Source organism: Wolbachia endosymbiont (group B) of Protocalliphora azurea, assembly GCF_947251865.1.
Classification (GTDB): Bacteria; Pseudomonadota; Alphaproteobacteria; order Rickettsiales; family Anaplasmataceae; genus Wolbachia.
The window spans coordinates 1,029,157-1,050,824 of sequence record NZ_OX366394.1; the positions used below are offsets into that span (position 1 = coordinate 1,029,157).

At 33.0% G+C, this 21,668-nt stretch carries 17 protein-coding genes and 7 pseudogenes; 12 read left to right on the plus strand and 12 right to left on the minus strand.

The genetic code is table 11. From position 1 onward, the window contains the following. Nucleotide 1: 1 nt before the first annotated feature. Nucleotides 2-382 (minus strand): annotated as a pseudogene (locus OPR35_RS04860) (transposase); the annotation flags it as partial. Between the two features lie 70 nt (nucleotides 383-452). On the opposite strand from OPR35_RS04860, the pseudogene OPR35_RS04865 reads away from it, so the two are divergent. Beyond that, a pseudogene (locus tag OPR35_RS04865) lies at nucleotides 453-897 on the plus strand (transposase); the annotation flags it as partial. A 327-nt stretch (nucleotides 898-1,224) separates the two neighbouring features. Here the strand turns inward: OPR35_RS04865 and OPR35_RS04870 are convergent. From OPR35_RS04870 to dprA, 3 genes are all read right to left on the minus strand, one after another. Continuing rightward, nucleotides 1,225-1,488 carry a hypothetical protein gene (locus OPR35_RS04870; protein WP_052264846.1) on the minus strand — a complete coding sequence of 88 codons (264 nt, stop codon included), beginning with the start codon at nucleotides 1,486-1,488 and terminating at the stop codon, nucleotides 1,225-1,227. A 292-nt stretch (nucleotides 1,489-1,780) separates the two neighbouring features. Further along, nucleotides 1,781-1,921 carry a hypothetical protein gene (locus OPR35_RS04875; protein WP_019078789.1) on the minus strand — a complete coding sequence of 47 codons (141 nt, stop codon included), beginning with the start codon at nucleotides 1,919-1,921 and terminating at the stop codon, nucleotides 1,781-1,783. Between the two features lie 265 nt (nucleotides 1,922-2,186). Further along, nucleotides 2,187-3,272 carry a DNA-processing protein DprA gene (gene dprA, locus OPR35_RS04880; RefSeq protein WP_007302781.1) on the minus strand — a complete coding sequence of 362 codons (1,086 nt, stop codon included), beginning with the start codon at nucleotides 3,270-3,272 and terminating at the stop codon, nucleotides 2,187-2,189. 61 nt (nucleotides 3,273-3,333) lie between these two features. Here dprA and OPR35_RS04885 point away from each other — a divergent pair, with 61 nt between their 5' ends. The 3 genes from OPR35_RS04885 to OPR35_RS04895 all read left to right on the plus strand — a co-directional run bounded on the left by OPR35_RS04885 (nucleotide 3,334) and on the right by OPR35_RS04895 (nucleotide 6,264). Further along, nucleotides 3,334-3,711: a ferredoxin family protein gene (locus OPR35_RS04885; protein WP_254229739.1), complete on the plus strand. Its 378-nt coding sequence runs from the start codon at nucleotides 3,334-3,336 to the stop codon at nucleotides 3,709-3,711. An 860-nt stretch (nucleotides 3,712-4,571) separates the two neighbouring features. Beyond that, nucleotides 4,572-5,525, plus strand: coding sequence for a D-alanine--D-alanine ligase (locus tag OPR35_RS04890; RefSeq protein WP_052264848.1), 954 nt, complete (start codon nucleotides 4,572-4,574; stop codon nucleotides 5,523-5,525). Then, nucleotides 5,506-6,264, plus strand: a complete 759-nt coding sequence (locus tag OPR35_RS04895; protein WP_096097266.1) for a cell division protein FtsQ/DivIB — start codon at nucleotides 5,506-5,508, stop codon at nucleotides 6,262-6,264. The genes OPR35_RS04890 and OPR35_RS04895 overlap by 20 nt, the downstream gene beginning before the upstream one ends. A gap of 133 nt (nucleotides 6,265-6,397) precedes the next feature. Here the strand turns inward: OPR35_RS04895 and OPR35_RS04900 are convergent, their stop codons facing one another. After that, entirely contained in the window at nucleotides 6,398-7,798 is a 1,401-nt protein-coding gene (locus tag OPR35_RS04900) for an ankyrin repeat domain-containing protein (protein ID WP_265024749.1), read from the minus strand. Between the two features lie 76 nt (nucleotides 7,799-7,874). On the opposite strand from OPR35_RS04900, the gene OPR35_RS04905 reads away from it, so the two are divergent. Beyond that, a protein-coding gene (locus tag OPR35_RS04905) for an IS630 family transposase (protein ID WP_230608967.1) occupies nucleotides 7,875-8,877 on the plus strand; the annotation gives its coding sequence in 2 pieces (ribosomal slippage) (nucleotides 7,875-8,384 and nucleotides 8,386-8,877; 1,002 coding nt in all). Here OPR35_RS04905 and OPR35_RS04910 read toward each other — a convergent pair. The 4 genes and pseudogenes from OPR35_RS04910 to tnpA (OPR35_RS04925) all read right to left on the minus strand — a co-directional run bounded on the left by OPR35_RS04910 (nucleotide 8,788) and on the right by tnpA (OPR35_RS04925) (nucleotide 13,201). After that, nucleotides 8,788-10,245, minus strand: coding sequence for a 3'-5' exonuclease (locus OPR35_RS04910; RefSeq protein WP_265024750.1), 1,458 nt, complete (start codon nucleotides 10,243-10,245; stop codon nucleotides 8,788-8,790). The genes OPR35_RS04905 and OPR35_RS04910 overlap by 90 nt on opposite strands. Further along, nucleotides 10,223-11,225, minus strand: a protein-coding gene (locus tag OPR35_RS04915; protein ID WP_230608967.1) for an IS630 family transposase whose coding sequence is annotated in 2 segments (ribosomal slippage) — nucleotides 10,223-10,714 and nucleotides 10,716-11,225 — 1,002 coding nt in all. Because the reading frame shifts where the segments join, the coding sequence is not laid out codon by codon here. The genes OPR35_RS04910 and OPR35_RS04915 overlap by 23 nt, the downstream gene beginning before the upstream one ends. 51 nt (nucleotides 11,226-11,276) lie before the next feature. Next, complete coding sequence (locus OPR35_RS04920; protein ID WP_265024751.1) at nucleotides 11,277-12,038, minus strand: DEAD/DEAH box helicase family protein; 762 nt, start codon at nucleotides 12,036-12,038, stop codon at nucleotides 11,277-11,279. Between the two features lie 744 nt (nucleotides 12,039-12,782). Next, nucleotides 12,783-13,201, minus strand: a pseudogene (gene tnpA / locus OPR35_RS04925) (IS200/IS605 family transposase). 127 nt (nucleotides 13,202-13,328) lie between these two features. Here tnpA (OPR35_RS04925) and OPR35_RS04930 point away from each other — a divergent pair. Beyond that, entirely contained in the window at nucleotides 13,329-13,922 is a 594-nt protein-coding gene (locus OPR35_RS04930) for a hypothetical protein (protein ID WP_230609086.1), read from the plus strand. Between the two features lie 104 nt (nucleotides 13,923-14,026). Here the strand turns inward: OPR35_RS04930 and ligA are convergent, their stop codons facing one another. Continuing rightward, nucleotides 14,027-15,982, minus strand: a complete 1,956-nt coding sequence (gene ligA / locus OPR35_RS04935) for an NAD-dependent DNA ligase LigA (protein ID WP_007301909.1) — start codon at nucleotides 15,980-15,982, stop codon at nucleotides 14,027-14,029. 154 nt (nucleotides 15,983-16,136) lie between these two features. On the opposite strand from ligA, the gene OPR35_RS04940 reads away from it, so the two are divergent. After that, nucleotides 16,137-16,421: a hypothetical protein gene (locus tag OPR35_RS04940; protein ID WP_096097260.1), complete on the plus strand. Its 285-nt coding sequence runs from the start codon at nucleotides 16,137-16,139 to the stop codon at nucleotides 16,419-16,421. Here the strand turns inward: OPR35_RS04940 and tnpA (OPR35_RS04945) are convergent. Further along, nucleotides 16,418-16,836, minus strand: a pseudogene (tnpA, locus tag OPR35_RS04945) (IS200/IS605 family transposase). The gene OPR35_RS04940 and the pseudogene tnpA (OPR35_RS04945) overlap by 4 nt on opposite strands. A gap of 76 nt (nucleotides 16,837-16,912) precedes the next feature. On the opposite strand from tnpA (OPR35_RS04945), the pseudogene OPR35_RS04950 reads away from it, so the two are divergent. From OPR35_RS04950 to OPR35_RS04965, 4 genes and pseudogenes are all read left to right on the plus strand, one after another. Continuing rightward, nucleotides 16,913-17,119: pseudogene (locus OPR35_RS04950) on the plus strand (ankyrin repeat domain-containing protein); the annotation flags it as partial. Between the two features lie 4 nt (nucleotides 17,120-17,123). Further along, nucleotides 17,124-17,555: a DUF2924 domain-containing protein gene (locus OPR35_RS04955; RefSeq protein WP_052264947.1), complete on the plus strand. Its 432-nt coding sequence runs from the start codon at nucleotides 17,124-17,126 to the stop codon at nucleotides 17,553-17,555. A 2-nt stretch (nucleotides 17,556-17,557) separates the two neighbouring features. Beyond that, on the plus strand, nucleotides 17,558-19,048 hold the full coding sequence (locus OPR35_RS04960) for a recombinase family protein (protein ID WP_230609075.1): 1,491 nt from the start codon (nucleotides 17,558-17,560) through the stop codon (nucleotides 19,046-19,048). A 262-nt stretch (nucleotides 19,049-19,310) separates the two neighbouring features. Beyond that, nucleotides 19,311-19,808, plus strand: a pseudogene (locus OPR35_RS04965) (helix-turn-helix domain-containing protein); the annotation flags it as partial. Here the strand turns inward: OPR35_RS04965 and OPR35_RS04970 are convergent. After that, entirely contained in the window at nucleotides 19,797-21,029 is a 1,233-nt protein-coding gene (locus OPR35_RS04970; protein WP_265024688.1) for an IS256 family transposase, read from the minus strand. The pseudogene OPR35_RS04965 and the gene OPR35_RS04970 overlap by 12 nt on opposite strands. Nucleotides 21,030-21,099: 70 nt before the next feature. Here OPR35_RS04970 and OPR35_RS04975 point away from each other — a divergent pair. Then, a pseudogene (locus tag OPR35_RS04975) lies at nucleotides 21,100-21,636 on the plus strand (integrase core domain-containing protein); the annotation flags it as partial. Nucleotides 21,637-21,668: the final 32 nt, after the last annotated feature.

The window sequence follows — 21,668 nt, forward strand, 5'->3', positions numbered from 1 at the left end:
CCCTATACCCCATGCCACTAGCGTATGTGCTTAAAACCTTTGCTTCAAGTTCCGGATGTAAGCTTGTTTGCCTTTTTTTCACTATTTGTGGTTCAAAACTTCCTTCTCTGTCTTTTGGTGTCAATAGTTCAAATGAACCTGCGCTTGTCTTCAAAGTCTTGCCATTCCTCCCGTTTCTACGATTGTTTTCTTCACTTCCAGCAGATAAATGATGTTCTATTTCACCCTCTAGACTAGCTTCAAGCAGCCTTTTTATAAATGGCGTTAATGCTCCCTCCTTTCCTGTCAACGGTCTTCCTTCTCGTATAGACGACAGGATATTTGTTTCCAACTCTTTATAATCTACCAATCCGTTAGTTCTGTTTACTATTTTCTGACTCATTTTCAAACCTCCATTTTTTTATATCAATTTATTACTTTTTTTCGATTTGACACACTTTTTTGAACATTACCTAGTGCATCAAATAAGGAACTCTCTGAAATACGTATCGAGCAAAAGTTTTCATGAATGATTTGAAAAAAATATACCGTGCTACAAGTAAAGAAATTGCAGAAAATTATTTGCTTGAGCTAGAGGAAAAATGGAGCGAAAAGTATCCATTAGTTGTGAAATCTTGGCAGAACAATTGGGAAAGTTTATCCGGTTACTTCAAGTATTCAGGTCCTGTTAGAAGGCTAATTTATACCACTAATCCCATCGAGGGGCTACACAGGCAAATTAGGAAATTTACCAAGAACAAGGGCGCATTCACCAGCATAAATGCCTTGTACAAGCTGGTATATTGTGCTATAAGAAAGGTGGAGGAAAAATGGACGATGCCTGTACATGATTGGGCATTATCTATATCTCAACTCTATATTTTTTTCCCTAGTAGATTAAAAATTGAGTTGAACTAAAAATTCGGTTTGACACACTTTTTTGAACATTCCCTTTTTCTATCAAATTTTTCGTCCTTGCAGATTTATAAAAGCTCGCATTGTCGAGAACAATAGTCTGTCCAGGTTTAAATACAGGAACAAGTACATTTATCTACATAAGCATCAAAAATCTCGCTGTTGCAGTAGCCATCAATTATCCATGGTGCTTTAACTTTTCCTTCATTCAGTGCTCCAATCATGCTTACCCTCTTTCTTTTAAACCCTGGGCAAATAACCTCTTGACTCTTTGAGACTACCCATATTCATAAAATTCATTGTCCTCTATTCCAGACTCATCTATGTATATCAAGTTTTCTTTCTTCTACTTTTTTTATGAACTCTTTGCGTTTCTCTTTCTCGATAAAGAAAAGTTTTTTTATATGTATAGTTTACTTTGCTAAGGTAGTTATATACTGTGCTTCTACACATATTACCAAATTCTTCAATTATCTTTTCAATTCTAATATCCATCCAGAAATTTGATAAATCTATCCATATCTTTAATCTTATGGCCATATCCTTTGTGATAGCCTGAAGATGGTTTCTGTTTCTTCTTTCCTTTTCCTCCACAAATATATTGTTTTTATGCTCACTTTGAATATTTGACTGATTTTTTTATCGTCATTGTTTTTTTATCGACTACTTTGAAAACACGTTCTTTCAGATCCTCACTATATGGACTTGGCATCTTCTTCTTTCTCATTACTTATTATACCATTATAACCAATTTTGCCATATAGCTAAACCTTTCTTGGGTTAGCTATAGATGATAAAATATTTGATTCTAGTTCTTTATAGTCTACTAATCCGGTAGTTCTATTTGCTTGACTCATTTCAAACCTTCATTTTTTATATCAATTTATTACTTTTCTTTTCGGCTTGACACACTTTTTTGAACGTTCCCCACTTTTTCTATCAACTTTTCAAATTCTTCTACAGTTAAGCCTGTTATATTACGAAAATTTCTTGGGTGTTTCTTTATATTGTAGTAACTAAAGCTCATTTTTTTACCTTACTCTATCTGCTTATTCCTCTTCTACCTCTCTCCCATCATTTTATCATTACCTTTTGCAGCAGGTCTATTGATGCATGAGTCTGGAATCTAGGAATTCTGATTATATATTAAGTTAGTAAGTATAAAAGTTATGTAAAAATACAACGTTTTTAGTGAGATTACGGAAAGCCAGCGTCACACGCTGGAATGACATCTTTCTTGGTGGACTCAAACCATAATGTTTGTACGGTTGTGGACTTATAACTAAAGCAATCTAGAAAATTAATGATATTTTATTCCCCGGAGAACGCTCTATTTTGTTTTCCAACTCTAGTTCTAAAAGAGCCATTAGAGCTATGTTGGCAGAAAGTCCGCTTGCTAATATAAGTTCATCTATATCAACAGGTACAGAGTTAATATGATCAACTATAACATATTTTGCCTGTTGCAATTTTTCTTGTTTTTGGTTAACAGCATAGTGCTCAACATTAAATAGGTTTTTTTGCTGCGGAGGTAAACTAAACCTAATACTCTCTATTATGTCATCAGCGGATTCGATAAGCTTAGCACCGTTTTTAATTAAATAATTACTACCACTACAGCGTGAATCTAGAGGGAAACCAGAAACTGCAAATACCTCTCTCCCTTGATTTAAAGCAAAATCTGCTGTTATTAGAGAGCCAGAACGTTTCGATGCTTCAATCACTACAACACCCAGCGATAGACCAGATATAATTCGATTCCTTTGAGGAAAATACTGAGGTTTTGGTTTAGTAGCAAATGGAAGCTCAGTCATTACTAATCCGCCATTTTCAGTAATTTTTTTGTATAGATCAAAATTTTCTCTTGGGTATACTACGTCAATTCCGCTTGCTGTAACAGCAATAGTGGGGTAATTTTTGTATATTACACTGTTTGCTGCAGTATCAATCCCTCTTGCAAGCCCAGAAATTATGATGAAACCAGCTTGGCTTAAATCGAGTGCCAACTTATTGGCAAAATTTCTTCCATTCATTGAAGAATTACGTCCACCGATTATTGCAATTATCTCACGACTTAATAATGATACATCACCAAGTGTAGTTATTACAGGAGGAAAACCAGAGATATTCCTTAAAATGTCAGGGTAATCTGGATCACATGCTGGTGTTATTTTAGCTCCAATTTTTTCTGCATTCTTAATTTCTTCTCGTGCATTTTGAATTCCATAATCCTTGTTAGTCAACTTATTAAGATATTTAAGCACTTCATATAGCGACCCACATGCTCTAAGTATACTAAAGAACTTTACTGGTCCCACAGTTCTAGCCAAGCTTAGCCATATTTCTAATTCTTCGTTATTTAATTTATTTATCTTCATAAAAGGCTTGAATTTCTTATCAATTTAGTGTACCCAAGATAATGTAAATATACAGTGTTTTATGACGCATTTTGTTACAGATAAATGCATAAAATGTAAATATACAGACTGTGTGGAAGTATGTCCCGTTGACTGCTTTTATGAAGGTAAAAATATGCTCGTGATTAACCCAGATGAGTGTATTGATTGTGGAGTGTGTATACCTGAATGTCCAGTAGATGCAATTGTAACTGATGATTCCATAAAAGATATTCTAGAGCTAGATGAAGGCTTACTGAATAATGAACAAAAAATCTTTAAATCATTTTACAATATAAACGTAGAATATTCGCAAAAATGGCCAAACATTACAGCTAAAAAGCAACCCCTAGATACAGCAGAAGAGTATAAAGAAAAAAAGGATAAGACAGCTTATTTTGATGAAAATTTAGGGTCATAGAGTACAAAAATAGACTTACATTTTTTTGATTAAATAGACATTGAATTGTAAGCGTCTATTTCATCTGCCATAGACGATAATTGTGCACTCTCAAAACGGAGATTGTTTGCAATATCTATTAATTTCTCACTAATTTGTGAACGAGGTTCAGGCACTGGAAAGAAAACGTCACATCTAGCCTTGCATAGAGGTTTGTCTGTTTCATTGAACGCCTCTTCACAGTTTTTGTGGCAAATATGAGATAGGTTACGTGCCTGAAACGTTAATGAATTCGAGTTTTGTGTAGGTATAACCATAATATACTCCTAAATTAAAAAACTAACGCCACGGTAGCATTTATGTGTTAATAAAATTGTAATATTTATATCAGCATAATTACTTTCCAGATAAGTTTACTTTATTGAAAATTTCAGGAAAATATTGTACAATTACTCATGAACTTTGGTAAAACTTACGGCAAACGCTAATGTATCTTTCAGTAAAAAAACCTTACAGCATTTTGCTAAGCTAGTTGAGTTTACTAAGCAGCCCACTCAAGAATTAGCAGAAAGACTATTTAATAGATCATGAAATGGAACTATCTGTAGTTGCTGATCAATATGACATTGAAGGTGTAGAAACAGTTGATTACAAAGATGTAAAGTGGAAATCAAGTGGATTACAAAATTAAATTTTTAAAGAATATTACTGAAAAAGATCTTCCAGTTTTACTTGCAATCTGGTGTCTGATCATAAAGGAACCAGTTTGCATGACACCATCTGCAAGTTTCAATATCTGTACAGCTGTGGAATTTTTCAAAGCGTTTTTTCTATTGAAGATAAAAGTATCTTTTATATATGATATATAGCAAAATATTAGGGTGCTTATGGTTCCAAATATAGCAATTTTAAGTGGTGGATTTTCTTGCGAAAGAGAAATATCGCTTATGAGCGGAAAAGCAGTAAAGAAGGCGCTTGATAGCCTTTCATATAATGCAATAGAAATAGATGTTGATAGCAATATTGCTCAAAAGCTTAAAAAAACTAATCCCGCTCTTGCTTTTATTGCTCTACATGGACCTTATGGTGAAGATGGCTGTATTCAAGGTTTACTGGAGATTTTAGGTATAAAATATACACACTCAGAAGTTATGGCTTCGGCTGTTGCTATGAATAAAGTGATGTCAAAGCATATATTCCATTCTCTTAATATCGACACTCCAAGAGGTTATGTAATTAGTCGAGAAGATGTGCTAAAAAATAATATTAAAGTTGATTATCCGTACGTCTTAAAACCGATTAACGAAGGCTCAAGCATTGGAGTACACATGATTTTCTCACATGAGGATTACTTAGAGCTGAAAAATAACAGTTCTACTATAATGGAAAAGATGATCATAGAAGAATACATACCGGGTATAGAGTTACATACTGCTGTGTTGCTGAATGAAGCAATTGGCACTATGGAAATACGACCAAAAAATAAATTCTATGATTATGAAGCAAAGTATACAGATGGATTTGCAGAACATATATTTCCTGCTAAAATTCCTGACAACATATATAGAATGACCTTGGAACACGCACTAAAAGTTCATCAATTTTTAGGATGCAAAACTGTTTCCCGCTCAGACTTCCGTTATAATCCCCAAAATAACACTTTAAAAATGCTTGAGATTAATACACATCCTGGCTTTACTGAATTATCGTTAGTACCAGAAATTGCAAAATTGACAAAAGGAATTGATTTTAATGAATTAATTAAAATTATTGTCAAAGACAGTTTACACCACAAGAATATTAGAGATCAAGCCGATGTTGAACAATGTTACTAGAAGCCAAAGGAGTTTTTTGCGCAAGTGTGCTTTCATGATTATAACTGCACTTTTCCTTACACTAGTACTTTATAGTTCACTTGATAAAATAACAAATCGATTCAATTACTACTTTACTTGGTGTAACGATCGCTTATCGAGCTTATTAATTAGCAATGGATTTTCAATCGACAAAGTAACCGTTACTGGAAACAAATTTACAAATGAACAGGACATTCTAAGTTTAGTAGATAGAACACAACCTATCATGTATGTATCACTCTCAAAACTAACAGATAATATACAATCTGTAAGCGAATGGATAAAACATGTAAGAATTTATAGGATTTTACCCAACACCTTACGCATTGATGTAAATGAACACAAACCTTTTGCTCTTTGGAAAGATGATAACAGGACTTCAGTAATTGACTCTGAAGGTAAAGTAATCGTAGATGATTACCAGATAGATAACCTCGTTATAATCAAAGGACAAAATTCGTTATCAAATCTAAAATTCATTAAAGATATACTAGAGAGAAAAACTCAATTAAGTGATCATATTTCTTCTTGTATTTATGTAGGAAATAGAAGATGGAATATCATACTCGATGACAGTTCCACAGTAAAATTGCCTGAAGATAATCCTTATAGCGCATGGGATTATTTAAGCCACTTGCAAAATACAACCGACTTTACTTTTAGCAATTGGAGCATAATTGATATGCGTGTTGCTGATAAGATCTTTGTGAAGAAGTGATCTGCTCGGTGCTCCTTTTCATTTCATGCAAGTAGCCCTTTCTCTGTCATCCGAGTAGCTTAAAACTGGAATCCAGATTGCAAGTAATTGATTGGGTTGGGTGAGTATGGGTTTTGCATTATAGAAGGAAGCATTAACCATTACTAAACAAAAAGCCTTGATCTGGAGTAGAATGTTTTAAAACAGAAACATCACAAAGATCTCTCTTAGACTGAGAGTTTTCTTTAGCATGTTTGAGTCGTTTAAATATTTCAGTGTCTGTACCTATATTCTTCTTAGCATAAGCATATAAAAGATCTAATAACTTTCCACCAGCTTGAATAGCAATTTCAATAGTCGTATTTTCATTATTACCATCTGGAGAGTAGTTTAAGCTTGGTTTGAAACCATGTTTATTTTTTGATTCCAGTAATTCTTCTATCTCTACAAGCAATTCATCTAGCTTACCCTTATCCTTTTCATTTGATGCTTCTTTTACCTTTTGAAACAAATTATAATCCTGTCGCAATTTTTGAGAAAATTTTTCTTTGCCTTCTTTATTTTCCTTGTTAATAGATGCAGCTTTTATAGAACCAACATTAATATTTGGGTCAGCAAGCAGAAGATCAACTATATCTGTGTGACCCTTTTCTGCTGCACAATGTAAAGAAGTAAGACCTTTTTGAGTCATAGCATTAACATCAGCTCCATGATTCAGAAGCAGTTTAACTACATTCCTCTTACCTCCATACGATGCAATATGTAAAGAAGTCATATTGTTCATGCACTTAGCGTTGACATCAGCTTTCTTGGACTCTAGAAGATCTTTTACTATCTCAGCTCGACCATTTGCTGCTGCCAAATATAAAGGAGTCATCTTTGCCAGATCCTTAGCGTTAACATCAGTTTTATCGAAATCTAGAAGAATTGTAATTATAGTTTGATGATTTTCTCGCACCGCCAAATGTAAAGGAGTATACTCCATATCATTCCGAGTATTAACATCAGCTCCATGCTTTAGAAGAAATTTTACTAGACTTGTACAACCTTTTTCTACTGCTTGTAAGAAAATAATATTTTCCTTTCCAGCCAAAAAGTTAGAGTTTTTCGAAGCATCTTTATTTTTGATTAATAACTCAATTATTTTAAAACTATTTTTTTCTAAAGCTAAAATGAATATTTCTTCTTCACTATATTGGGATATATCCATTCTTTTAAATTGTGTTATATTATCTTTACATATTACATTCAGTAACTCCTTATTTTTCTTTAATGGTTCCTTCTCCTGATCATTACCTTGGTTCTGTTCACGCTTTTCATTATGAGGCTTTTTGCTATTGTGTTTTCTATTAGTACTATCTTCTAAAGAAAGCTGTGGTTTTACCCCTTGAACTTGATGATATTTTTTAGCTTTCTTCTTTTTATTTTGATTATTTTCATTCTGAAGCTTGATAATATCATCATCTTTTCCTTCATGTTCTGAGCTTTGTGAAGACCTAGAACTTATATCACTCTCTAACACTGAATTTGTATACTTGTTCTTATCTAATACCAATTCCCACTATGCAAAGAACAGATAGACAATAATGGGAAAGAAGTGATAATAAAGTAGATAAAATAGAGAGGTATAAATGGCATTAAGGTCAAAACTATTAGACGAAAAAGTTGTAAATTTGGCGAAAGAAATGTTAAAAAAGGTCAGAAATAACGCATATGTTTCAAAAAAGTTACAAGCGGTGATAGCAGGAAAAGAAAGTAGTATAAGCGCTGTGGCAAGAATATGTAAAATTTCAAGGACTGCTTTGACTGAATGGATAAAGCATCTAAAATTTGGTAGAGTAGAAAGATTATTTGCCCCGTCTCAGCGGCGAAGAAAAAGCAAATTAAAGAAAAATCAACGTGAGCAAATTGAAATATGGGTAGAAAGAAATCCAAATATTACTATTAAGGAAGTGCAGATAAAAATCTCAGAGGAATTTGGCCTAAACATTAGCAAATCAACAGTGCACCGTGAGATACAAAGGATGAAATTTTCTTATATAACACCGAGGCCAATGCACCATAAACAAGATAAAAACAAGCAAGAAGAGTTTAAAAAATACTTCAATAAAATAGTCAATTCCCACCCTGAAAAAGAGGTGTTTTTTTGATGAATCACGATTTGGAACTCATTCAAAAATCGGACACGGATGGTTTAAAAAAGGGGTCAGAACGCAGGTTAAAATGAAAATTGGTAGACAAAATTTCTATATCTACAGTGCGGTAAATCCAAGAAGTGGTAAGAAAATCAGCCTACTTGCTCCATATGTAAACACTGATTGTATGAATATATTTCTGGAGCAGATGTCGAAAGATTTAGGCACGAAAAAAGCCTTTCTTGTAATGGATTGTGCAAGTTGGCATAGATCAAAAAGTTTGAAATTTCAGGAAAACATTACCATTATATACTTGCCTCCTTATTCACCGGAACTGAATCCTGTTGAGAGGTTGTGGCAATATATCAAATACAATACTTTACGTAACAGAGTCTACGATACCATAGGCTTACTTGCAGATGTTCTGTGTAATTTTATTGTCAGTATTTCCAGCACTACTATTAAACGAGTTTGTAATGTTTCTTATTTGTTCGATTAGTAATGGAATTTGGTATAAGATCTGATTCTCTTCATGATACCCCTTAGCTCTCAATACATTCATAATCTCTTCAGCATACTCTTTTTTTCCTTCGTTTTGCAATTTTCTTGCTATAAGTTCTGCTTGTTGCTCTATGTTTCCTTTCTCTATTAACTCTAGTGCCTTATTTCTCCATTCTTCAGGACTAGATTCTTCTTGCTCAATATTTACATTACCTTCTTCCCTTGGCTCTATTATTTTCAATAAATTACTCTCATCATCTATAATATATACACTATCAACAGCACGAGTAACTCCAACATACAGAGCGTTCATATAAAATTTATATTTCTCCAAAGACTTATCTTTCTTATCCTTATTTCTTGAAGTGTTAACTTCCCTTTCGTTATATGAATCACGAATTCTATTAATAGTATTATCTATCTCCCCCTCACTTTTATTTGGACATGCTATATTCCATATTTCATTATAAGCTTTACATGATGTAAACTTGTAAAGAATCACATTTTCAAATTCCAAGCCTTTGGCTTCATGTATATTAAACACAAGTGGAGTATCAAATAACTGACGTGCACTTTTTTTACTTTCATCATCCAGAGCTAAAACAGCACAATTTATAGATTCATTTACTTTTTTTGCTATTTCTTCTTTTTTATCATCAATAATAAAGCCAACGTTCCCTTTGTTCTTAGTCTCACTCTTCATGAGAAAAGCGTTGTCTACTGTTATTTTATCTTCTGAAGCAAAACAATAATTCTTAAGATGTAGTATACGATTGGCAAATTCAATAACTTGCTCGCTATTACGATAATTTTTCTCAAGGGTATAAAAAACTTCTGACCCTTGGTCAACTATATATCTATTTTGACAAAGAAAAGATTTTAACTTGGATAAAGAGAAAAAACTAGGATGTATTACTTGATTAACATCACCACATAGTAAAAAGTTACTCTTATTCTCATCTTTTAAACTCTTTAACACCAGATCTAATGTGCTCTCAGTTAAATCCTGAACTTCATCTACAACAATCGCATCATACATTCCTTCTGTAATGCACTTATTAGTAACAAGATTAGGATCATAATACTCTGAATCTTTTTCTATAAACTTCCTGTACTCTTTAAAAAAATCATAAACACTGTTCCTTTCGTCTACAGAAAACATAGATTGTCTGTCTCCTAATTTAGCATACCTATCTTTTCCATCTTCTCCTAATAAGCTTCTTCCACCTATCACAGCTGTAAATTCTTCGAATATTTTATCTCCGTCTTTTTTATACTTTTTAAATTTATCTTTTTTGCATATTTCGTTGAACCATAAAAAAAACTTATACCAAATTCCATTACTAATCGAACAAATAAGAAACATTACAAACTCGTTTAATAGTAGTGCTGGAAATACTGACAATAAAATTACACAGAACATCTGCAAGTAAGCCTATGGTATCGTAGACTCTGTTACGTAAAGTATTGTATTTGATATATTGCCACAACCTCTCAACAGGATTCAGTTCCGGTGAATAAGGAGGCAAGTATATAATGGTAATGTTTTCCTGAAATTTCAAACTTTTTGATCTATGCCAACTTGCACAATCCATTACAAGAAAGGCTTTTTTCGTGCCTAAATCTTTCGACATCTGCTCCAGAAATATATTCATACAATCAGTGTTTACATATGGAGCAAGTAGGCTGATTTTCTTACCACTTCTTGGATTTACCGCACTGTAGATATAGAAATTTTGTCTACCAATTTTCATTTTAACCTGCGTTCTGACCCCTTTTTTAAACCATCCGTGTCCGATTTTTGAATGAGTTCCAAATCGTGATTCATCAAAAAAACACCTCTTTTTCAGGGTGGGAATTGACTATTTTATTGAAGTATTTTTTAAACTCTTCTTGCTTGTTTTTATCTTGTTTATGGTGCATTGGCCTCGGTGTTATATAAGAAAATTTCATCCTTTGTATCTCACGGTGCACTGTTGATTTGCTAATGTTTAGGCCAAATTCCTCTGAGATTTTTATCTGCACTTCCTTAATAGTAATATTTGGATTTCTTTCTACCCATATTTCAATTTGCTCACGTTGATTTTTCTTTAATTTGCTTTTTCTTCGCCGCTGAGACGGGGCAAATAATCTTTCTACTCTACCAAATTTTAGATGCTTTATCCATTCAGTCAAAGCAGTCCTTGAAATTTTACATATTCTTGCCACAGCGCTTATACTACTTTCTTTTCCTGCTATCACCGCTTGTAACTTTTTTGAAACATATGCGTTATTTCTGACCTTTTTTAACATTTCTTTCGCCAAATTTACAACTTTTTCGTCTAATAGTTTTGACCTTAATGCCATTTATACCTCTCTATTTTATCTACTTTATTATCACTTCTTTCCCATTATTGTCTATCTGTTCTTTGCATAGTGGGAATTGGTATTACTTCTATTGATTGGCTTCTTTCTTTTTATATCTTCTGCTTGCTTTTCAAGAAACTCATGAAGAGATAAGAAATCAATTTCTTCTGGAGCAGCAATCTTGAACTCATCATCGTAGTATTCGTATTCAAGTAACTTTTTCGATTCTTTTACAAGATTTTCGGATTTGGTAATATATAGAATTTTTCCTCCCTCAAACTTCTCTTTTATCCTTTTTAGGCTCTCTAAAGCCACTGATGTCTTTCCACTTCCAGCAGCTCCATTGATAACTAAAGGTAATTTAACCCTTTCAACTATATCTTCTTGCTTTGCACTAAAAGTAATAAATTTACCGAGATAACTAACTTGTGGAGCATCTTCAATCTCCAATGTACTTACATTATCAGAAATTTCTTCATTGTTTTTATCTACTATTTCTATGTTTTTTATTTTTTCTCTATTTGTTAAAAATTTAGACTTATGATAATCATGATTCAGAATTACTTCTAAAATAACAAAAGCATCTTTGTTATCAATCTTTATACCTGTAAAGAGTAATCTGTCACTATCACTTAATTTAGCTCGAAAATATTCAATATTCCCATCACCTTTTATTAACTTTATATTCCCTTGGCTTGTACTGTTATTTTCCTCTAAATCTTTAATTATTTCATTAAACTTTCCCCTTAAAGGAGTTTTACCATTATCTAAAGCCTCATCATTAAACTTCTCATAAAACAATACAATACTCATAACTTCTCTTAATTACTTAATTATATTAAGAGTATAATAATATTATTAATATGTCAATATTTCTATTATTATATTAACCTATATTACTTATTAATACGTAATTCTTATCTCATCATTAAATAAGTAATACTGCAAAGTTGTGGAATAAAAGTTAATGAATTTACTTTTTAGGCAGAGCTCTAATATTATAGATCTTTAATAGTATAATCTTCCCATTTGTCCACTCTGGGCCATGTACGATTAGTAGAAGAAAATAAATTTATACTCATTCAGTATTAAACAACTTAAGTAATTTGGTCACTTCCAGCACCCAAAACCAGTTAGTGTGAAAACATTTTTTTTAGAATCAATTGGTGTACCATATAAACTTTTCAATATAGTGATTTTGCTATACCATGAAATCAGCTATATTGGTTTACTTTCACTAAATTTACATATGAACCAATTTGCCTAACTTTGTTGCAATGATTTTAGGCTTCCATTTTTACAACCATATTTTTATAGGCTTGTTTTCATAAAGGTAGGTACTTTTTTTGCGTTTTTGGAAAAATGAACATTAAAGATTTTTATGATTCTAATTTGCAGTATGTTTCTGAAACTAAAGTGAATATTAATAATCCTATATAAAATATAAAAAAATACATAATTCTTGATTTTCTCATAGATATAGTTAATAATTAAGCTATATTATTTTATTCAACCACTATGGATTAAAATCCAAAGATTGAGAGAGAGCATAGAATGCTAACTTTCGACTTGAAAGTCACCAAATTTATCTTCTTTTTTAGAGTGATTTTCAATATAATTTTTTATCATTTCGTCAGTTACATTTCCGCTAGTCCTGACAAAGTAGCCTACTGCCCACAACCCAATATCTCTTTTTTAGCTCTGGAAAGTTTTGCTGGATTTTTCTGGAACTTTTTCCTTTTATTAACTGCACTAACTTACTAATACTTAAGTATGGGGGTACAGAAACGTATACGTGTACATGACTTGACGCAACTCTACCTCTGATAATTTCTACTTGATTATTTGCACATACTTCTTGTACAACTTCTTTAGCTTTCTTTCCAATATCTCCAACTAGTACTGGATATCGATATTTTGTTATCCACACTATGTGATATATATACAGAGTGACTGCTTTTTCTATAATATTCCACATTCTTTCAGATTTTTCACCTTAAAATTATATTCTTAAAAGGATGGACTTCAAGTCCAGGGTTTTTCTCCCAAATTTGGGACAATAAAATAGAAAAACAAGAAAAATCTGCTAAATATAAGTGGTGGGTGGAGCTGAAAAAATATCTTGCAAAGCTGAACAAGCATTATCCAGAAGAAAGAATTATTCAATATTCCAATCAAGAGCTAAATGATTTACAAAAATTAAAAGAAATAGTAAATAAGTTTATTGAAGCTTCTGATTATCAGAATAAGCTGTGCCAAGATGAAAATTATCCAGCTCTTTCTTATTATAATACAGAAATAGACTTGGAAAGGTTAGAGCAAATAACACGTAAGTTTATTAACGATTCTGGTCACATATCAGAAAAGGAGGTGTTAAAGCAAAAAAAGCTTCAAATACCTTTACCAGGGGAAAAGCAATTGGTAGAAAATTTGAGAAAATTAGAAAAAAGAATATCTACTTTCATTCAATCTGTTTATGAAAAAACTGCACATGATGAGCAATATCCAGGCTTTGTTCGGTCCCCTAAAAAGAAAGACTTTATGATACTAGCACAAATAATACATGAGTTGTTTCTTGAGAAAGATGATTTCGAATCTGTAGATAAGGAAGAATTACCTAGTCCATATTTAGAAAAAGTTAAAGAGAAATCATATATTAGAGGGGTGCTTAGCTATTTAACTTGCTTTGTTGCATAACTGTTTATAAAGAGCAAGGAGTGTTCAATTGTATTAAATAAGAGTCTGATATTAGTTTTCAATTCTTCTATCAGTTAATTCATTCCCGTCAGATTAAGTTGTGTTTAGCACAATCTGTTCCACTGTTCTTCATCTAAAATTTCCACACCCAATTCCATTGCTTTTTTATATTTTGAACCTGGATCTTCTCCTGCAATTAAATAGTCAGTTTTAGTAGAAAGGCTTGAACTGATCTTTGCCCCTAAAACTTTAGCTCTTACTTTTGCCTCCCCTCTACTCATAGCACGTAGCTTACCAGTAAACACTATAATTTTGTTATTCAAAAAAGAATCGCTAGAGTTGGAGCTCACGGGAAGAATTTGCAGATATGCAGTAAGATCATTTAACATTTTAATGTTACGTTCCTGAGAAAAAAACGATTTTAAAGATTCAGCTACTTTTTCTCCTATACCATCTATACCTACCAACTCAACATCATTTGATGACATCGAATTATACCAGTTATCATAAGATACATAATAATTTGCGAGCAATTCTGCTACAACTTGGCCGATAAATCTGATACCCAAAGAAAATATGAACCTATCTAGAGAGATTACTCTTCTGCTTTGTATAGCACTTAATAGATTAGCTATTGACTTCTCGCCCCAACCATGATGCTCTTTTAAGGAAAACTCTTTTAATCTTTCCTCTAAAATAAAAATGTCTGGAATTTGTCTTATTAGTTCCAGATCATAAAAAAACTTTATTTGTTTTTCACCAAGGCCAACAATGTCAAATGCATCTTTTGACACAAAATGTTTTAGTTTTTCTACTATTTGAGCCTTGCAATTAAATTCTTCAGGACATCTTACTGCCACTCCTTCAATCTGCACTTTACTACCACATTCAGGACATATGTCAGGAAAAACAAATTCAGGCATATTTGTATGACGAGAACCTTCATCTACTTTGACAATTTGAGGAATTACATCTCCAGCTCTTTTAATTGTTACAACATCTCCTTCTCTTATATCTTTACGTTTTATCTCATCTTGGTTATGTAGACTTGCTCTGCTAACTAGCACTCCGCCAATATTAACTGGTACCAAATCTGCAACTGGAGTTAAAACCCCCGTTCTACCCACCTGTATAAATATTTTATTTAACTTTGTCTTCGCATAAATCGCAGAAAACTTATATGCAAGCGCTGAGCGTGGCGCTTTGTGTGTACTTCCCAGACGACTTTGTAGCACCAAATCATTCACTTTATAGACTATCCCATCGATATCATAATCCAAGTTATAACGACAATCATAGATCTCGTTATAGAACTTTAGCATTCCATTCAAACTACTTGTTAAGGAACGATGCTCATTTACGCAAAAACCAAGTTTCTCAAGTTTTTCTAGTACTTCACTTTGACTTTTCTCTATTCCACCAATTAAAGAATAAGCAAAATATCTAAGAGGCCTTTTTGCTGTAATGTTCGCATTCAATTGCTTTAAAGAACCAGCAGCTGCATTTCGAGGATTAGCGAATTCATTATTTTCATTTAACTTTAAAAAGTCGCTGTTACTGATATATATTTCACCCCTTACTTCTAGTCTTCCTTGCACATCTTGTAAAAACTTAGGAAAGCCTTTTATTGTTGCAACATTGTGAGTTACATCCTCTCCTACAAAACCGTCACCTCGAGTTGCAGCTTTAACAAATTTCCCATCTTCATAAATTGCAGAAAATGACAATCCATCAATTTTTGGCTCACATAATATCTCTATTTCATCTGCAATTAAAAATCTCTTTATTTTAGACAAAAATTTTTCTACACCTTGTTCATCATAAGCATTCTCAAGAGAAAGCATAGGTTCTTGATGTTCCACCTTAGAAAATCTCTCATCAGGCGGAGCACCAACACTATCTTGTGTTGCATAAGCTTCTGGCTCTATTGCAGCTAACTTTTTTTTCAGTTCATCATATTCAGCATCACTTATCTCTGGCTTACTTTTTTGATAATATAAGATATTATGATAATTAATTTGATTTTGCAGTTTTTCTCTCATCTTTTCCAAGTCAGTCATGATACCAATATAATGCTCTTTGCCGTCAAGTCATGAATTTTTTCAAAAGGTACTATAAATTTATACTACTGCCCTGAAAAGCAATACTAATATTAATATAATTTTTGTACTTGTATATTAATGTTAGTATAGTTTTTAAATTAAGGAGTACATTATGAAAGAATACAATTACAAAAATTTGGCTGACGAATCAAACTTCGGCTCTCAAGTGTATCGTGCAGGAATGTTTGATAAAATTCTTGGTATAAGCAAAACAGCAAAAGAAGCTGCGAATCAAGTAATATCTAAAATGGGTAACGATTTAAAACTAGAAGCTAGAAAAGCAGCTCAAGATGAAGTAAAAAAAATAGAAGGAAAAATGCTAACTTTAGCTGAAGAGAAAGCTATTCAACCACTATGGATTAAAATCCAAAGATTGAGAGAGAGCATAGAATGCTAACTTTCGACTTGAAAGTCACCAAATTTATCTTCTTTTTTAGAGTGATTTTCAATATAATTTTTTATCATTTCGTCAGTTACATTTCCGCTAGTCCTGACAAAGTAGCCTACTGCCCACAACCCAGTATCTCTTTTTTAGCTCTGGAAAGTTTTGCTGGATTTTTCTGGAACTTTTTCCTTTTATTAACTGCACTAACTTACTAATACTTAAGTATGGGGGTACAGAAACGTATACGTGTACATGACTTGACGCAACTCTACCTCTGATAATTTCTACTTGATTATTTGCACATACTTCTTGTACAACTTCTTTAGCTTTCTTTCCAATATCTCCAACTAGTACTGGATATCGATATTTTGTTATCCACACTATGTGATATATATACAGAGTGACTGCTTTTTCTATAATATTCCACATTCTTTCAGATTTTTCACCTTAAAATTATATTCTTAAAAGGATGGACTTCAAGTCCAGGGTTTTTCTCCCAAATTTGGGACAATAAATGCACTCCATTGCACCTTGCATGTATGGTGGGGAAAGTGGAAATAGTGGAAGAGCTAGTGAAAGCTGGAGGAGAAATAGAGCAAGCGGATAAATTTGGAATGACAGCGATGGATTATGCGAAAAATAGCAAAAAGATAACCGAGGTATTAAAGAAAGAAACAGACAGAATTGAAAAGCTATTTATGAAGGGCTAAAAATATGGAGGAAGAAGTAGAAAAGAAAGTAATGAATTTAGAGAAAAAACCTTTGGGTGAACTGAGAAAAATATGGAAGAAGGTATATGGGGAAGAGGCGCCTAGGTATTCAAAGAAATATCTGATACCAAGATTAGCTTATAGAATGCAGGAAAAAGCGTATGGAGAAATGTCAAGAAAGGGGACAAAAAGACTAGAGTATCTGGCAGATCGGCTAGAGAAGGGAAAAAGAATAAGTAGTGACAAACTTCCAGTAGCAGGAACAGAGCTAATATTAGAGAGAGGGGAAGAAACGCATGCGGTAATGGTAACAGACAAGGGTTTAATCTACAAAGAAGAGTTTTATACATCATTGTCAGCAGTGGCAGGAAAAATAATGGGAATGAGCTACAACGGACCTTTATTATTTGGAATGCGTGATAAAAGTGGAAATTGAGAATGCTAAAAGAGGTGAGATGTGCGATATATACAAGAAAATCAAATGAGGATGGGCTAGAACAAAAGTTTAATAGCCTTGATGCCCAGCGAGTAGCATGTGAAAAGTACATAAAGAGCAAAGAAGGCTGGGTAGCATTGGCAAAAAGGTACGATGATGGAGGCTTCTCAGGAAAGAATTTAGAAAGACCAGCAATAAAGGAATTATTTGAAGATGTTAAAGGAGGAGAAGTAGATTGTGTAGTAGTATATACGCTAGATAGGCTCTCAAGGGAAACAAAAGACAGCATCGAAGTAACGTCATTTTTTAGAAGGCACCGAGTAAATTTTGTAGCAGTAACGCAGATATTTGATAATAATACGCCAATGGGAAAGTTTGTACAAACGGTATTGTCAGGAGCAGCACAACTAGAAAGAGAAATGATTGTAGAAAGAGTAAAAAATAAAATAGCAACATCAAAGGAGCAGGGGTTATGGATGGGTGGAACTTTACCGCTTGGATATGATGTAAAGGATAAAGAATTAATAATAAATGAGAAAGAAGCAAAAGTGGTAAGTTATATATTTGAAAGATATTTGGAGCTGAAGTTAATGGCAGAATTGGCAAGGGAGTTAAATAGCCAAGGTTACAGAACAAAATCAGATATCTTTAAAAAAGCGACGGTGAGAAGAATAATAACAAATCCAATATATATGGGAAAAATAAGGCATTATGAGAAAGAGTATGAAGGAAAGCATGAAGCAATAATAGAAGAAGAAAAATGGCAAAAAGCACAGGAATTGATAAGGAATCAGCCATATAGAAAAGCAAAATATGAAGAAGCATTGCTAAAGGGAATAATAAAGTGCAAGAGCTGTGATGTAAATATGACTTTGACCTATGCAAAAAAGGAAAGTAAAAGGTATCGATATTATGTATGCAACAATCATTTAAGAGGAAAAAATTGTGAATCAATAAACAGAACTATAGTAGCCGGAGAAGTAGAAAAAGAAGTGATGAAGAAAGCTGAACAGCTATATGAAAAATGGAGAGAAAAGACCGAAGAAAAAATTGAAAAGTTATGGGAAAATTTAAGCTTTGGAAAGCAGAAAGAAGTAGTGAAAAAGTTAATAAAAGCAGTATTGGTGAGAGAGGATGGAATAGAGTTATATTCTGAATTAGAGGAAAAATTTATATCAATAAAGAAGAAGGGAAAGAAATGCACAGTAATTGAGCCAGAAGGAAAAACAAATAATGCGTTACTCAAAGCAGTAGTAAGAGCCTACCTGTGGAAACGGGAACTAGAAGAGGGAAAATATGGAAGTGTGAAAGAGCTGAGTGCCAAAATTAATATAGGTACAAGACGCATACAACAAATTTTAAGATTAAATTATTTAGCTCCAAAAATTAAAGAAGACATAGTAAATGGTAAACAATCGAAAGATTTAAAATTAGTTGATTTGAGAGAAATACCAATGTTATGGAGTGAGCAGATGGAGAAGTTTTATGTGTAACGCTTGATTGAGTAATTAATAAGTTATTAATGTAACTAATATATAAAAGCAAACATTGTAGAGGAATAGATATAATGTGTGTGATTCATATAGGTCATAACAACTGATTTGTCAGATTAAGTCTGAATTTTAAATAGTGTGTGATTCATATAGGTTATTACAATAAAAATGTAAGATCAAATAGAAATTTGTACTTGTGATAGTTTATATACCTTATTACAATTATGGTGGGAAGTATATCAACAATAAAAGCCGCAAGTAAATGGACTCTAAAGTTAAGCTACGCCTGAATTGGGTAAACCTATATAAAAAATTAGGTCATGCAGGAAGAGTATGTCAGCACTATAATATTTCACGCTTTACCTTACGCAAATGGTGTAAACGTTACAAGGAGTTTGGTGAAAAAGGATTAGAAAATCTTAGTAGCAGGCCTAAAACCTCACCTTTACAAAAAACCAATATATCTAGTGATCAACTTATTCTCCACTTAAGAAAAACTAGAAAATTAGGAGCAAGACGTATTCAAACTGAATTGAAACGTTTACATGATCTCTCTTTTTCATTGGCTACTATACACAAAGTTTTCAAAAAATATGATGTAAGTCTTTTACGTATTAAACGTCATTACCGCAAACAAATAAAGCGTTACAACTGTAAAGTACCAGGAGAACGTATACAGATGGATGTATGCAAAATAGCTTCTGGACTTTATCAGGGAACGTTCAAAAAAGTGTGTCAAGCCGCATTTTTAGTTCAACTCAATTTTCAATCTATCTGGAAAGAAAATATCAAGTTGAGACATAGTTAAAGCCCAATTAGGGAGAGCCATAATCCACCTTTGCTCTACCTTTTTTATAGCACAATATACCTGTTTGTACAAGGCATTTGTACTAGTAAATGAACCCTTAGTTTTAGTAAATTTCCTGATTTGTCTATGCAACCCCTCAATTGGATTAGTGGTGTAAATCAGCTTCCTAACTGGCCCAGAATACTTAAAATAACTGGATAAGTTTTCCCAATTGTTCTGCCAGGATTTTATAACTAAAGGATACTTTTCTCCCCATTTTTCTTCCAGCTCAAGCAGATAATTCTCAGCAATTTCTTTACTTGAAGCACGATATATTTTTTTCAGATCATTCATGAAAACTTTTACATCTTTACTGGATACATATTTCAGAGAATTTCTTATTTGGTGTACTATACATAGCTGCACTTCTGCACTGGGAAATACACTGTTGATGGCTGCAGGAAAGCTTTTTAGCCCATCTACACATGCAATCAGAATATCTTCTACTCCTCTTTCTTTGAGGTCATTTAAAACTCCCAACCAGAAGTTAGCTCCCTCACTTTCAGCCAGATAAAAACCTAATACTTCTTTTCTGCCATTTTGATTTATACCCAATATATTATACATGCATTTACTTACGCAATGTCCGTCCTCCTTGACCTTAAAAAACATGCCATCCATGAACACTATTGGATACACTGATTGCAATGGACGGCTGCGCCATTCATTGATTATTGGTAGCAGTTTATCAGTAATATTGGATATCTCTGCTGCTGATATTTTATGGTCATATATTTCCTCAACGTGTGAAGCTATGTCTCTGTATCCCATGCCACTGGCGTATGTACTTAAGACCTTTGCTTCAAGTTCTGGATGTAGGCTTGTTTGCCTTTTTTTGACTATTTGCGGTTCAAAGCTTCCTTCTCTGTCTCTTGGTGTTAATAGTTCAAATGAGCCTGAACTTGTACGTAAAGTTTTTGCATTCCTTCCATTTCTTCGGTTATTTTCTTCACTTTTAGCTGACATGTGGCTTTCTATTTCACCTTCCAGACTTGCCTCTAGCAGCCTTTTTATAAACGGTGTTAATGCTCCATCTCTTCCTGTCAATGGTCTTCCTTCTCGTATAGATGACAGGATATTTGTTTCTAATTCTTTATAATCTACCAAACCAGTAGTTCTATTTGCTTGACTCATATCAAACCTCCATTTTTTATATCAATTTATTACTTTTTTTTCGGTTTGACACACTTTTTTGAACATTCCCCTTTATCAGTATACCGCTATAGATGATTGTACACGTTATAAAGTTGTTACATTGTACCCAAGACGTACTGCAGAAAACACTCTAGATTTTCTTGAACAACTAAGAGAAAAAATGCCATTTCATTGTCAAAGAATTCAAACCGATAGAGGACAGGAATTTTTTGCTTATGGGGTGCAAGAATATTTGAAAAAATGGAAAATCAAATTTCGTCCTATCAAGCCATTTTCCCCGCATTTAAACGGTAAAGTGGAAAGAGCTCAGCGTACAGATTTAGATGAATTTTACAGTAGTGTTAACATCAAGGATCCTGACCTACAAATTAAACTCAGAGATTGGGAAAACCATTATAATAGACAACGTCCTCATAGCTCTCTTCAAGGGAAAACTCCATGGGAAAAATATAAAGAGCTAGAAAGTACAATTCCTTGTTTAAGTGAAGTGCAAAAAAATTACATTCCGTCAAAGGAGCCTTTTGTCATGCAAAATTACAAGCATGATCAAAGATTAAAGTCAATTCAAAAACACAACGTTACTTAACTATTTAAAATTCAGACTTAATCTGACAAATC